The sequence below is a fragment of the Halobacillus massiliensis genome (genome assembly GCF_900166625.1).
Taxonomy (GTDB): Bacteria; Bacillota; Bacilli; order Bacillales; family Halobacillaceae; genus Halobacillus_A; species Halobacillus_A massiliensis.
In genome coordinates, this window is the sequence record NZ_LT800499.1 from 2,924,211 (window position 1) to 2,936,734 (window position 12,524).

The 12,524-nt window shown below is 43.1% G+C and carries 12 protein-coding genes; 6 read left to right on the plus strand and 6 right to left on the minus strand.

The features are described from left to right. Positions 1 to 73: 73 nt before the first annotated feature. From B7E06_RS14530 to B7E06_RS14540, 3 genes are read right to left on the minus strand one after another with little or no spacing between them, the layout of a single operon-like run. The gene (locus tag B7E06_RS14530; RefSeq protein WP_082234679.1) at positions 74 to 568 is read right to left on the minus strand and encodes a GDYXXLXY domain-containing protein; all 495 of its coding nucleotides are present in this window, start codon (positions 566 to 568) and stop codon (positions 74 to 76) included. Continuing rightward, entirely contained in the window at positions 565 to 1,764 is a 1,200-nt protein-coding gene (locus B7E06_RS14535) for a DUF2157 domain-containing protein (protein ID WP_245807746.1), read from the minus strand. The genes B7E06_RS14530 and B7E06_RS14535 overlap by 4 nt, the downstream gene beginning before the upstream one ends. A gap of 10 nt (positions 1,765 to 1,774) precedes the next feature. Next, the gene (locus B7E06_RS14540) at positions 1,775 to 2,965 is read right to left on the minus strand and encodes a DUF418 domain-containing protein (RefSeq protein ID WP_082234680.1); all 1,191 of its coding nucleotides are present in this window, start codon (positions 2,963 to 2,965) and stop codon (positions 1,775 to 1,777) included. 91 nt (positions 2,966 to 3,056) lie between these two features. Between B7E06_RS14540 and B7E06_RS14545 the strand changes: the two genes are divergently transcribed. The 6 genes from B7E06_RS14545 to B7E06_RS14570 are packed head-to-tail and all read left to right on the plus strand — an operon-like array spanning position 3,057 to position 4,954. Beyond that, positions 3,057 to 3,272 carry a spore germination protein gene (locus tag B7E06_RS14545; protein ID WP_082234681.1) on the plus strand — a complete coding sequence of 72 codons (216 nt, stop codon included), beginning with the start codon at positions 3,057 to 3,059 and terminating at the stop codon, positions 3,270 to 3,272. A 15-nt stretch (positions 3,273 to 3,287) separates the two neighbouring features. Beyond that, positions 3,288 to 3,518 (plus strand): spore germination protein GerPB, encoded by a 231-nt coding sequence (locus B7E06_RS14550; RefSeq protein ID WP_082234682.1) that lies wholly within the window; start codon positions 3,288 to 3,290, stop codon positions 3,516 to 3,518. A 51-nt stretch (positions 3,519 to 3,569) separates the two neighbouring features. Next, a complete protein-coding gene (gerPC, locus tag B7E06_RS14555) occupies positions 3,570 to 4,115 on the plus strand; it encodes a spore germination protein GerPC (protein WP_082234683.1) in 546 nt (181 codons plus the stop codon). After that, entirely contained in the window at positions 4,115 to 4,318 is a 204-nt protein-coding gene (locus B7E06_RS14560) for a spore gernimation protein GerPD (protein WP_082234684.1), read from the plus strand. Before gerPC ends, B7E06_RS14560 begins: the two co-directional genes overlap by 1 nt. Next, positions 4,308 to 4,679, plus strand: coding sequence for a spore germination protein GerPE (locus tag B7E06_RS14565; RefSeq protein WP_082234685.1), 372 nt, complete (start codon positions 4,308 to 4,310; stop codon positions 4,677 to 4,679). Before B7E06_RS14560 ends, B7E06_RS14565 begins: the two co-directional genes overlap by 11 nt. A 56-nt stretch (positions 4,680 to 4,735) precedes the next feature. Beyond that, positions 4,736 to 4,954, plus strand: a complete 219-nt coding sequence (locus B7E06_RS14570; protein ID WP_082234686.1) for a spore germination protein — start codon at positions 4,736 to 4,738, stop codon at positions 4,952 to 4,954. Between the two features lie 36 nt (positions 4,955 to 4,990). Here the strand turns inward: B7E06_RS14570 and B7E06_RS14575 are convergent, their stop codons facing one another. Genes B7E06_RS14575 through addB form a run of 3 tightly spaced genes read right to left on the minus strand, consistent with a single transcriptional unit; the run spans position 4,991 to position 12,471 of the window. Then, positions 4,991 to 5,275, minus strand: a complete 285-nt coding sequence (locus B7E06_RS14575; protein ID WP_082234687.1) for an HNH endonuclease — start codon at positions 5,273 to 5,275, stop codon at positions 4,991 to 4,993. Beyond that, complete coding sequence (addA, locus tag B7E06_RS14580) at positions 5,256 to 8,969, minus strand: helicase-exonuclease AddAB subunit AddA (RefSeq protein ID WP_082234688.1); 3,714 nt, start codon at positions 8,967 to 8,969, stop codon at positions 5,256 to 5,258. Before addA ends, B7E06_RS14575 begins: the two co-directional genes overlap by 20 nt. After that, positions 8,962 to 12,471: a helicase-exonuclease AddAB subunit AddB gene (gene addB / locus B7E06_RS14585; protein ID WP_082234689.1), complete on the minus strand. Its 3,510-nt coding sequence runs from the start codon at positions 12,469 to 12,471 to the stop codon at positions 8,962 to 8,964. Before addB ends, addA begins: the two co-directional genes overlap by 8 nt. Between the last annotated feature and the right edge of the window lie 53 nt (positions 12,472 to 12,524).

A 12,524-nucleotide genomic window follows, 5' to 3' on the forward strand; every position in this document is an offset into this window, starting at 1 on the left:
CTCTTAGGCCGAAGCTTTTTAATATCCTGGCTTTTCTAACCCGCGTGGACCCGCTTTTCTGCTTAGACTTGAATTATTGTATACCCGCTATTTTCTTCTGTCCCCATGGAGCTACAACAATTTCTACTATCTGCTGTGGTTCCTGTTCCAGTTCCTGGCCAGAACCTTCTTCTACAAAATATCGATCCAGGCCGATATTCATCTGATAGCTGTCTTCAAGCGGCCATTCAAGCTTTGCTTTGAGTTCCACTTGATTGCTTTGACTTTCCTGTTGTTGATCAGAAGCGCTAACTAACTCATACAGGCCGTTTTCTTTTTCTTCAAGAAGAAGATAGACAATATCGCCACGCTGCGGCTCCTGCTCTGCAATCCATCTCTCTTTTGGAACTTCTTCGATGCTGTAACGAAGTGTAACATAATCACCATAAAAAGGGTCGCGTGGATCCATAGGTTCTGTTTCTAATCGAATGGTTTCTCCAACTTCATCCATCAAATAATAAGCAGCCATCATCGAAATGAGGAAAATGAATTGTAAACCGATGATAAGGTAAAAGATCCAGCGCTTCATGAAACTTCTCCCCCTTTCCTAACCTGCCTTCGTTTTTTCTCAAGGAAGAAGCTGAGAATAAAGAGCAGAATACCTCCAGTAAAGAAGAAGATCGATCTGTCCATAAATGCCCAGGCAAGCTGGAAATAAGCGACAAAGGTTGTCACTATAAATGCAGCTGTTCCTTTCGTAACCCACTCGTTGTTTTCCTTTCTGTAACCGGCGACAAGCCAGCCGATTGCATAAGAAAACAAAACAATTAAAGAAAACCAGTCTCCCATCCCAATCCGGAAAACCGGTATAAATAACACAAGATCAATCCAATTGAATTTGCTTGATTCCAAAGCTGACTGAATCACCGCATATATAAACAGAATCGACCAGAGAAGAAAGAAAATTTGCGGATATTCTACAGTTTCACTTTCCTGCCCGAGCAGGAACACCTGAAATATATCCACTATAAAAATAGATAAAACTGCCACAGAACCAAATGTTTTTAAATGAATTTGACCATAAGGCAGATGACTGATTATATAAAGCAGCAGGAAAAGCAGAATCAGCCAGTAGTACGACCAGTCATTAGCAAATACAAAAACAATGGATTGAATGATATAACTTAAGGCAAACAACACGGCTAATAATTTGCTTCCTTCTTTATACAGCAGCCATCCAACGCCGAGTATAAACAACACGCCCAGCGGAATATAAAAGTTCTGATAAACCATCCCACTGTAAATTTGACCAGTCGTTATGATAACGACGGTCGTTAAAAACAATAGGGCTTGCTTATAATAAATCAACAGTCCAAATGAGGCGAGAGCCCATACCAAAAAGGGGAATGCACTAAACGAAGTATAATGGTACATCTGCCCCGTCAAAAAAATGGCTGATCCAAAAATGATGAGCCCAATAATAATAAGAGACAAACCAACCGCCTGACTTCGTTTCCTATAAAGGTGATCACCGGCTATATAGAAGGACAGCAGGAAAAACAACAGGACTGCCATTTTAAAAAGATTGGACATCTCCTGCCAATTGGAAGCAATAAACGTAAGAAACCCCAGACCGATAAAAACAGCAGCAAACGTTAGTAGGATAGGATGCTTAGATTCTGGTCCATAACCTCTCAAAATTTTTCGGCGCTGGTCTTCACTAATAATTCCGTCTTCCACCCAGCGGGAAGACTCTTTCTCTAACTGACTTCGTTTCATCGCCATCTTTCCCTTCTTAGGATGCCTGGTGAACCGATCGTTTTAGCGGTTGTTTCTTTCCATAAGTAAGTGTCCGCCACAGCCATTCAAGTGGTCCATAGCGGAATTTTACGAACCAAGCTTTGCTGGCTGCTGCCTGTATAGTAAAAATTAATAAAACGAGCAGTACACTCGATAATGGAGAGACTTGGCCATATAAGCCAAAACCTGCAGAATAAAACAGCCCAAAGCTGATAACTGACTGAATAATATAGTTTGACAATGACATGCGCCCTACCCATGTCAGGGGTTTTAAAATTTTGCTGCCCGCTTTTGTTCTAAAAACAAGTGTGATCGATAACAAATAAAAGACAGCAGACGCCGAACCCCCGATATTATCCTGCAAAAGCTGTAACCACTCAGGATTCCCTATCACATATGGGCCGGCTTTAAATAAAATAAACAGTAGCCCGGTAACGGCCCACCACCTTTTAATTGATTTCATATGGAACTCAGGCTCATGCAGCCACCTTTTCTTAGCAATGTAAGCACCAATAAGAAACATAGGGATTAATGATAAAGCGAGAAAAGGTACTGTTCCCAAGTTGTTTGAGTACATCCAATCATTCAAATTCTGCTGCCAAATATCGATCAGACTGCCGTTCCCGTAATTTTGCAAGGCATTTTGTACTCGGGCTTCATTTGAAAAACCGCCAAGCATGTTGCGTACGCCGTACAGCGCGAGCGTAAAGGGTACAACAAGGACGGCAAGCATGCTAAAAGCCCAGATAAGCAGGGCTTTTGGAGACACATTAAAGAAGGCCATCATCACTAAACCCAGTACTCCATATGATAATAAGATATCGCCATGCCAAATAAAAAATGCATGTATGAGTCCAAACCCGATTAAAACCAATAACCTTCTTACAATAACCGATCGGTAATTCATATTTTTTAATTCAAGACGTTCTTTCATCATATATAATCCAAACCCGAACATAAGGGAGAATAGTGTATAAAAGCTAGCTTGGAAAAAGATATCAATGAGGCTTTCCACAAACTGATCAGTTGTGGAAGTCCAATATTCGTCTCCGCCTCCGTAAAGGAAAAATGGAGCATTAAAAGCCGGCATATTAACCATAAATATTCCAAGGATTGCTAGTCCTCTTGCAGCATCAATCCAGCTTAACCGCTCAGCCTCCTGAAGAGGTGCAGGTTTTTCTGTCATGTGACTTCCCCCTTTTTTATTAACTTCATTTTACTTTTATTACGATATTTACACAATGTTGAATCATATAGATGTAGAAAGGAGATTTCTGATGCCCGCCAAAGTAGGTTTTGTAAAAGTAATCAGTATCTCTTCTTCTTCTGTTTTTAATATAGGAGATGTATATAATGTTGCACCACAAGCCACTGCCAAAACTTTTGCCGGCGGCGGATCATTTAATACAGGTGATGGCATTAGAATTCGTTTAAACCGCTCAAGTACGTATGTGTATGACAAGGATATAAACGACCAGAATGTGGTCAATTAAGGAGGGTGGCCTTTAATGGGCTTAACTATTTATCAGACCATTTCCATACGTCTTATTAAAATCGGTACGGTTGCCAACTCATCTGTCGTCCAAATCGGCAGCTCCGGGGTCATTCAGGCTCAAGCAGATTTATACAATACCGGCTGTTTTACCGCTCCTGCAACTGAACCTCAGCCAGCGGATGGAGAAGTTATTATTCCTGAAACTGGTGATGAAGGATCCCTTGTCCCTCTTTCCATTACGTAGACAAAATAAACTGTATAATTCATGCATAGGTTGAGTAAGGGGTGATACTAAATGAACAGCAATTACAATAATTATAATAACTACAGTAACTGGAATACGTGGATCCAGCAAATGATGCAGCAAATGAAGGAACAGCAGAAATTAATTGACCAACTCACCCAAAAAATTGAACAGCTTCAATCTCAGGAACCTCCTCCAAGGACAGTCATTGAAAAAATCGAATATCATTTCGACCAGCTTAAGATCGAAACCTTAGAAGGCACCCTGCAGATTGGTTTAACCCCTCAAGGTATGGCTGAAAATGGCATTGAGGATTTATATACCGGCCAGTCAGAAGACTATGAAGTTGAAAAGCTTATGAATGATATAGTACCCAGGCATGTAGATGAGTACTCTGCTTCTCTTAACTTAAATTTAACAAACGATCATCGCGAGAAAATTATTAATGATATCAATCAGCAGCTCCCTGAACGCTTTATGCTTTATAAACAGAAGAATCCCCATCTTAATAATCAGTTAATATCGGAGCGCATATCCGAAGAGATCAGTAATTCTGTTATTCAATATTTGGATAAGTATTATAAGGAGGGTTCTTAATGAATTTTACAGTTCATAATTATGGGTTTCATATTGGTCATGTCCAGGTACGAAGTGTGACCACGTCTTCCGTATTTTTAATTGGGGATAATGAAACAGTAAGACTTCGATCTTTTTTTGATACACCTCCTGAATCACTTATTATTGGTCCCTTTGTTCCAACTGACGTGGACGCTGAATTGGAGAGGTCAGATGCTAAATAGGCGCCTTTCGGAAGTCGGGCATGTAAAAGTGACCAGTATTCTTATTGCTTCAGGGTTTTATATCGGAGATACGACCCGACTTCAGGCGAATGCCAACGTTTTAGCTGTTCAGGAAGAAACTGAAGTCATAACTGAAAAATATGAATTTGAAGATTTCCCTATATTTAAACGTGCTTTGCCTCGTCATAAACCTCCTATTGTTATTAACAGCCGCTTCATTGATCATCGTCCTGTTATCCACGTTGACGATGTTGAAATAAAAGGTATTTCTACTTCAGCCACCTTTCAGATTGGAAGCCTCCAGCATATTTCAGGCTCCTCCCGTGTCAAACATGTACGTATTCTTCGGGAGGAACGATAAGAGTTCTCTTCACATACGCTATGTTAGTATTAAAACGAGAAGGAGGGCTTCCAATTATGCCAGCCATTATCGGACCCTTTCGAATCAACAGTATCAGCGGCGGAGTGGTGAATATGGGAGATTCTTTTTATATTTCGCCTAGAAGCACTTCAGAATCTGTGTCGGGATCAGGCTCAGGAAATACAGGTGACTTCATCTGTACAAATAATGGGTTTAGCAGTACGAACCCGATAGAACCAACGGTAAGTGAAGGGAATATTGTCAGCGGAACTTAAAAAAAAGAGGTATGGCTTATCCGCCATGCCTCTTTTTCATCTTTTCCGATGTGACTTTCTCGTAGTGATTCTTTTCGCTGGATCCTGTTTTTTCACCCACTTCAAGTACCCCTGCATAGCCGGGTGATCGGCTAAACGCTCAGGCGTATGATAAAAGCGGGCAAGTTCCTCATTGGAAAACAGAGCATGGATCTGCCGGTGGCAAGCACTGCACAATATAACGGTCGGACCTTCAGTCCCTCCATGCTGCTTAGGGATTAGATGATGCTCCGTTGTCTGAACAGGATTTCTTAAACAAAGCTCACACGTTTTCTCTTTCACGACCCTCCACCTCCACTACATTTGGACCATCAAAGAAGAATAGGTAGCTTTTTTCCACGGGCCGTTTCCAAATCTTCTCAAGGGCTTTACAGTACAACTGAATTTGAGTACGGTAACGTTCTGTCATTTTCTCAGCCGCTTCTTCTCCATCAGGAATAGAGTCTGTTTTATAATCAAGAATCAGCCAGCCCTCTTCATAAGGAATAACTGCGTCAATCACGCCCTGAATAAAGACTTTTTCATCTGTTGAGCCTTCCCAGTCACGATACACTTCATGTGCAGGAAGTGTTAAACTGAACGGAACTTCCCGGTGGATTTCTTCTGCCTCCAGGATCCTCTGACCAATCCAGGTGGTAAAGAAGGAAGCAATGGCTTCAAAATTAATCTCATCTGCTTCCTCTCTCAGCAGTACTTCTTTTTGAACGAGATGCTCAACGAATTCTTCCACTTCCGTCGCGTTTTTTGCTTCGTTTAAAGGGATATGCTGCATAACCGTATGCATCGCTGTACCAATTTCTGCAGCAGAGAGCCCTTTGTTCTCCTGCATAAACCTTGGCCTTTTAACGAGAGGGGCGCGGTATGGAATTAATAGCTGATCACTTGAGTACTCGTCGATCGATTCCCGCTGACGTTTAATCTCTGTAACCGTCTGCTTTGCGCGCTCGTGTGCGGCCTGCTCATGGGCATATTTATAATTCAGCCTTTTAACCAGCGGTTTCGGCTCCCGATTCTCGCCTTCCCAATTGAAGATCTGCTCCTTTAACTCTTCATCACGCAGCTTTTCAATTTCCTCTATTTGTGAGTATTCACTTCCATGAGCCAGCCGTACTTCCCATTGAGAAGCATCAAATTGAATTTCTTCAGCCGTTTTCACTTCTACTTCTTCTCCGCGAAGCACGCCCGTATCTTTGTGGCGTATTAAAGCAGGCCCTACCCAGTCAAGGTAAGACTTGGCTTCCAGACGGTCATGAGGAGGCAGTACCCATTCTCCTTCTTCTATATAATTCAGCCACTTTTCCCGTTTTCTTTCAAAAGAAGCCACATTTCCTACCATTACAAGCTTCTCTTTTGCCCTTGTTAATGCCACATACAGTACCCGCATTTCCTCAGCAAGAAGCTCTCTTAATTTCACACGCTTAATGGCATGGTAAGCAAGTGTCGGAAACATTAGACGTTTACCAGGATCAATATACCTTGAGCCAAATCCGTAGTCCTTATGAAGCAAATAGCGATCCCTTAAATCCATCATGTTAAATGTCTTATCGATAGCTCCGAGAATTACGACTGGAAATTCAAGACCTTTACTCTTATGAATTGTCATAATTCTTACGACGTCTTCCTGTTCGCCAAGTGCCCTGGCGGCTCCAAGGTCATCGCCTCGTTCTTCCATTCTTTCAATAAATCTCAGGAAGCGGAACAAACCACGAAATGAAGTGGATTCATAGCTTCTCGCTCTATCATAGAGAGCTCTAAGATTGGCCTGACGCTGACGGCCTCCGGGCATTCCACCGACAAAATCATAGTAGCCGGTCTCGCGGTAAATCTGCCATATCAATTCCGATAGCGCGCCTTGACGGGCACGCTCTCTAAAACCTTCAAGGTTATCCATAAACTGTTTAATTTTTTGACCGAGCGATGAAGGTCCTATCGCTTTTTTCATCGATTCATAATAAGTAACCCGCTGATCTTCCAACCGCAGCTGCATCAATTCATCTTCATCGAGACCGACGATCGGGGACTTCAGGACAGAAGCAAGAGGAATATCCTGTCTAGGATTATCAATTACCTTAAGCAGATTAAGCATAATCTTTACTTCTATAGCTTCAAAATAACCTGTGGAAAGCTCGGCATAAACCGGAATGCCCTGTTGTTTCAGTTCATCGACTATCGTTGAAGTCCAGGTCATGGAGCGCATAAGAATTACAATATCGCGAAACTGGACCGGCCGTTTCATACCGGTTTCTTTATCAATCACTTCTAGAGGAGGCTTGTTATCATACCCCAGCCATGTTCGAATTTTCTCAGCATAAGCCCTGGCTTCAAGCTGAGCTTTTTCCAAATCTTCAAATCCTTCACCATCAGTTGTTGGACTTTCTTCCTTAACTTCCCTGTCTATTAGCAAAAGCTCGGTCTGAGCCTCTTTAAAGGGAATCTCGTCATACATCAAATTGCTGTAAATCAGCTCTGCTTCCGGCTCATAATTCATTTCCCCAACTTCTTCATCAAGCACCTGGCGGAATACAAAGTTGGCGGCATCTAATACCTGCTTCCGGCTTCGGAAGTTACGGGCTAAATCGATCTTCTGCCCGTAGCGTTCATCTTCTCCGTATTTTCGGTATTTATTTAAGAACAAAGCAGGCTCTGCATGGCGAAAACGGTAGATGCTCTGCTTCACATCTCCTACCATAAATAGATGGCCGGCATCTTCAGCATCTGTTAAAAGTCGGAGCAGCGTTTCCTGAACGAGGTTCGTATCCTGATACTCATCAATTAAAACCTCGGAGAACTGTTCATGGAACCCTCTGGCAACTGTTGAAGGCACAGGGTTCTCTTTAGTTGATGAGTCATCAAGCAAGATCTGGAGACAGTAATGTTCCAAATCAGAAAAATCAACAACGGCTTTTTCTCGCTTAAGCTCCTGATAACGCTCATGAAAATCTTTCACTACTACAGTCAGCTGCTCCATGACTGGATATAGGGCATGCATGTCGCTTAAATAGCTGTCCAGGCGGCGCTGAAACCATTCTTCTTTCATACTCATCCATCGTTTTTTATAACGGTCCCTAATCTTTTTAGCCCGTTCCTTCTTCCTTTCATCACAATCCATTTTCTTACGTGACAAGGTTGCAAACTTACTCGTGCTAATATAGCTTTGCAGTTCCTCCCAGGAAACAGCCAGCGCACCTTGCGCCTGATGAACCATTTCAAGATCCATTTCTGCGGTTTCCCCATAACTTGAAGGTCCATCTGCTTCGCGTGTTAAAGCGATAAACTGCTGAATCTCGGCTTCCATAGATTGAAGCTGGCTTTTCACTTCTCTTTTTAAAAGACGAAGCCAGGAAATATTCTCTTCATCGACATCTGTGTCCTTATACATGGCCGCCATTTCATCAAGCCATTCATGAGGCCAGGGATTTTGCATGGCAAATGTATATAACCCCAAAACCAGCTGCTCGACATCTAAATCATTTCGGTCGCTTGAAAATCGGTCCACCATGTCAAAAAACCGGCGCTGCTCTTCCCCTTCTTTGCCATACCAGTCTTCGAATAAATCCTCGAGGACTTCCTGACGGATTAAGTCCGCTTCCACATCATCTGCAATCCGAAACCTCGGGTCTAGATCGAGCAGATAGGAATAACGGCGTACGACATCCATACAAAAGGAGTGAAGAGTAGAAATGGATGCATTTTGAAGCAGAGACAGCTGCTTTTTTAAATGGCGAGACTCGGGATTCTCTTCAAGCGCCTTAGCCAGCGCTGAACCTACCCTATTTCTCATTTCCTGAGCCGCTGCATTTGTAAATGTAACGACGAGAAGAGAATCAATATCGGCTGGTCTTTCCTGATGTAACAACTTCTGAATAATCCGCTCAACGAGAACGGCGGTTTTCCCGGACCCGGCTGCCGCTGCTACCAGCACATTCGTCCCTTCAGTATAAATTGCTCTTTCCTGCTCTTTCGTCCAGTTAACCACGGGTATTCTCCTCTCGTCTTGAAATTTGCTGTATGACATCATCTTCTTTTAAATCCTTCAGCTTACGAAATTGATGATCATCGATGGCCGGGTCAAACTGGCAAACGGATCTAAATGGGCAGTAGTCACATGCTGCTTTATCCCCTTTTAGAAACGGGTCCAGTTTTACTTCACCTTCTGTTATATTCTGGCCTGCTTGAACCATCAGCGACCGTGTATATGCACGCAGGTCATTGAATTGTTCCTTTTCCATGGTTTTCGAGCCTTTATAAAACCCACCGTTCGCTTTTATGCCGGCAGGAACGATTTCACTTCGGCCTTTCTCCAATGATGTATCCATCATGGAAACAAGCTGTTCATTTTCAAGCAGCAGTCCTGACATTTTGAACTTTTTAAAAATCTCTTTTTCAACCTCATCGTCCGACACCCAGGAAGGCTTAGATACCATCGGATTATGCACATGAAAATAAAGCATGCCGGCTGGTGTCGCTGGAGCTCCCAGCCAATGCTCCGCGTTGGTAAGAACGACATCTAAGTAAGCCAGCATCTGCAGGGCAAGACCGTAATAAACATCAATTAAACTTAAATCCTTGGCACTCGATTTATAATCAATAATTCGAAGGAACAATTCATTCTCTGCCAGTGCCCGGTCTACCCTGTCAATTCTCCCTCTTAACATTAATTCATGTCCATTATTCAAAGGAAGTGTAAGAGGAGGAAGCTGTGTATCTGGTCCAGTCCCAAAACCTAACTCTAAACCAACAGGAGAGAACCGGCTTTTTCTCGCCTGCTCACTAAGAACGAATGCAGCTCTTGCAATAACCGATTGCAGTTTATATTTAATATAATGGTGGCGGTTTGAACTGTGGAGGATCTGGTTCTGCAAAATAGGCGCCAGCTTGTTCGTTGCTTTCTCAGCATATTGGTTCGTCTGCTCCTGATTTAATTCTGCAAAATCACGACCTTCCTGTTTAATCCATTCCGTTATTTGTTTTAAAGCTTCATGGAAAAGCTGCCCGATATCAGGGGCATCGAGTTTATACGTCTTTCGCTCCTGAAGGTTTAAGCTGTGCCTTGAAAAATACTGATAAGAACAGCGGTGATATGTTTCCATTTGAGAAACACTCGTCTTTACAGGCCCTGTAAATAAACGCTCAGTTGTCTGCCTGGATAAGCTTACAGGCTTGCTTTGATAAAAGAGGCTATGAAGCACCCGGCTTGTAAGCCCTGTACGGCTTTCATGATTCATATACCAGTAGAGGACATCCCACCACACATCATCCATCGGATATCCTCTTAAGTATCGGGCAAACTGAGCAGTTAAAGCAGATCGTGTTTTCATTGGTGTAGTGATAAACCGCTTCGCATCTGCTGCATCATCAGGGTCCTGCAGTAACAGCCGTTCTGCAGCTGTTGGAAACAGCTCTTCTATTTTTTGAATCACCTGTGAAGGGATCTTCGACTTGCCTTCCTCGTTACTTAACGGATAGCTTAGCCACAAATAATCTTTAGCCATCGTTAACGCCAAATAAATGTAGAAACGGTCGTCTAATAACTGACGAGTGCTTCCATCCGCAAGCTTCAGCCCGCCTTCAGATAACAGCTCGCGTTCTTTCTCTGAAATCATGCCGTCACCGGCCGGCTTCATCGGCCACATTCCATCCGTAACTCCCAACAAAAAGCCGGCCTTAACTCCGGTAATTCTTGAACGATCCACATTCCCGACAATGACATGATCCATACTCGGCGGGACATGTGCAAATGTCAGGGCTTCCAATCCACTTTCAATCGTACTTCTAAATATTTGAAGAGAAATTGTTTCATCGCCTGCAATTTCAACAGCTTCATCCAAAAGCTGCAGAATGGCGTCCCACACCTGTTCCTGCTCTCTGCCGCGTTCAATTTCCCCATGCTCATCATAATAATCGCGCCACTTTTCAAGCTGAACCGGTACGTTCATACGGTCAAGCCAATAATAAACAGCTTTTGCTCGTTCTGAAATGGTTTTAGCCTCTCGCAGCTCACGGTCAAAAGGTTCCAGTGCTTCAACCATCTGCTTGCGGTAAGTGTTAATACGGATTTGCTTCTCTTTTTCTTCATCTGTCTGTGCCGCCTGATCAAACCCTCTAAATCGCTGATAAACCCATGGATCAGTGCTGAACCAGCGCTCACGCTTACGGATGCCGTATTCCAGGACGTAGTTCTCAAGCTCGTCAATCGCTTCTTCATCAAGTGGAAAATCAGGGTCGCTCACAGGTATAAATCCGGTTTTCAAAAGCCGGAAAACCGCGTCATACCGATAATCCCCTTCCACAACGTCCAGTCCAGATCGGACCAGCTCAATCATCGGGTGATTAAGCATTGTCCGTTTTTCATCAATGAAGACAGGAATTTCGTAATCATCAAATAATGTCTGAATGAGATCATGATATACATTTGGCTCTCTGACCAGTATAGCGATGTCCTTATACCGGTAACCTCTATCCCTTACGAGGTGAAGAATCTGCTGGGCTGCTCCTTCCACTTCTGCCCGTGGGTGCACAGCTTCCGCCAGCTGAATCGGCACATCCTCTCCTTTATATACAGGAGCAGGCCGCTCATCAAAGTGTTTCTCTACATGCAGAAGAGCCGGGCGATTTTGAAATCGGCCTCTTTCCGGATATAGAACAATATCTTCTGAAACATGGCAGCCAGACTCCTGTGCCATTTGCCTGATCGTATGATACGTTTCTTTCGTTTCATGAAAAAGATCAAGTTCTTCCTGACTCTCAGAATCCGGTGATCCTGTAGTAAGAGCAACATGAACGTTTAAACACTTTGATAACAATGCTTCAATTACTGTATATTCTTGAGGAGTAAAACTATGAAATCCATCAATATAAACCTCGGCCCCTTCAAGGAATGAAGCAGAAGGAATTTTTTCAGCAAGAAGCTGGAGCTGGTCCTCACTGTCTATGTACTGCTGCCGTGTTGCGTCGACTAAACGATCATAGATGTAAACGAGATCCTCAAGCTTATCCTGAAGCCCTTTTTCGTAACTCGTCTGATGGGTGAATGTCTCCATCATCTGTAAATGGGAATGAATATCTTCCGGTCCTATTTTATAACGCTTAAATTCAGTAATCATTCCTTCAAGCTGCTCAATAAACCCCTGCTTCTCTATAGCTTTCTGAAAAACACGCCAGTCTGAAGTACGTTCTTCCACAATCTTTCTCAGCATCATTTGGATACCTGTAGAAGTAATAAATTTCTTAGTGCCTCCTCCAGTTTCCTGAAGAACTCTCCAGGCGAGCCGCGAAAAGCTGAATACTTGTGCTCTAATAGACCCCTCCACATCTCCATCCTTCAATAACTTATATTCCTGCTGAAACGTCATTTGATCAGGAACAATATAAAGAATTGGAGCACCCGCCGGGTCTTTCTTAAGCTTGTTTCGTATATCTTCGAGGCAGCGTGTGCCTTTTCCCGCACCTGATCGGCCTAACATAAATTGTAGCCCCATTTTACTTCCTCTCCTCATTATATCTCTATTCATAATACTATCATTTTCACTGC

Bases quoted from the DNA above. Each gene is read 5' to 3' on its own strand.
- B7E06_RS14530 (WP_082234679.1), bottom strand. From the start codon at position 568: ATGAAGCGCTGGATCTTTTACCTTATCATCGGTTTACAATTCATTTTC.
- B7E06_RS14535 (WP_245807746.1), bottom strand. From the start codon at position 1,764: ATGGCGATGAAACGAAGTCAGTTAGAGAAAGAGTCTTCCCGCTGGGTG.
- B7E06_RS14540 (WP_082234680.1), bottom strand. From the start codon at position 2,965: ATGACAGAAAAACCTGCACCTCTTCAGGAGGCTGAGCGGTTAAGCTGG.
- B7E06_RS14545 (WP_082234681.1), top strand. From the start codon at position 3,057: ATGCCCGCCAAAGTAGGTTTTGTAAAAGTAATCAGTATCTCTTCTTCT.
- B7E06_RS14550 (WP_082234682.1), top strand. From the start codon at position 3,288: ATGGGCTTAACTATTTATCAGACCATTTCCATACGTCTTATTAAAATC.
- gerPC (WP_082234683.1), top strand. From the start codon at position 3,570: ATGAACAGCAATTACAATAATTATAATAACTACAGTAACTGGAATACG.
- B7E06_RS14560 (WP_082234684.1), top strand. From the start codon at position 4,115: ATGAATTTTACAGTTCATAATTATGGGTTTCATATTGGTCATGTCCAG.
- B7E06_RS14565 (WP_082234685.1), top strand. From the start codon at position 4,308: ATGCTAAATAGGCGCCTTTCGGAAGTCGGGCATGTAAAAGTGACCAGT.
- B7E06_RS14570 (WP_082234686.1), top strand. From the start codon at position 4,736: ATGCCAGCCATTATCGGACCCTTTCGAATCAACAGTATCAGCGGCGGA.
- addB (WP_082234689.1), bottom strand. From the start codon at position 12,471: ATGGGGCTACAATTTATGTTAGGCCGATCAGGTGCGGGAAAAGGCACA.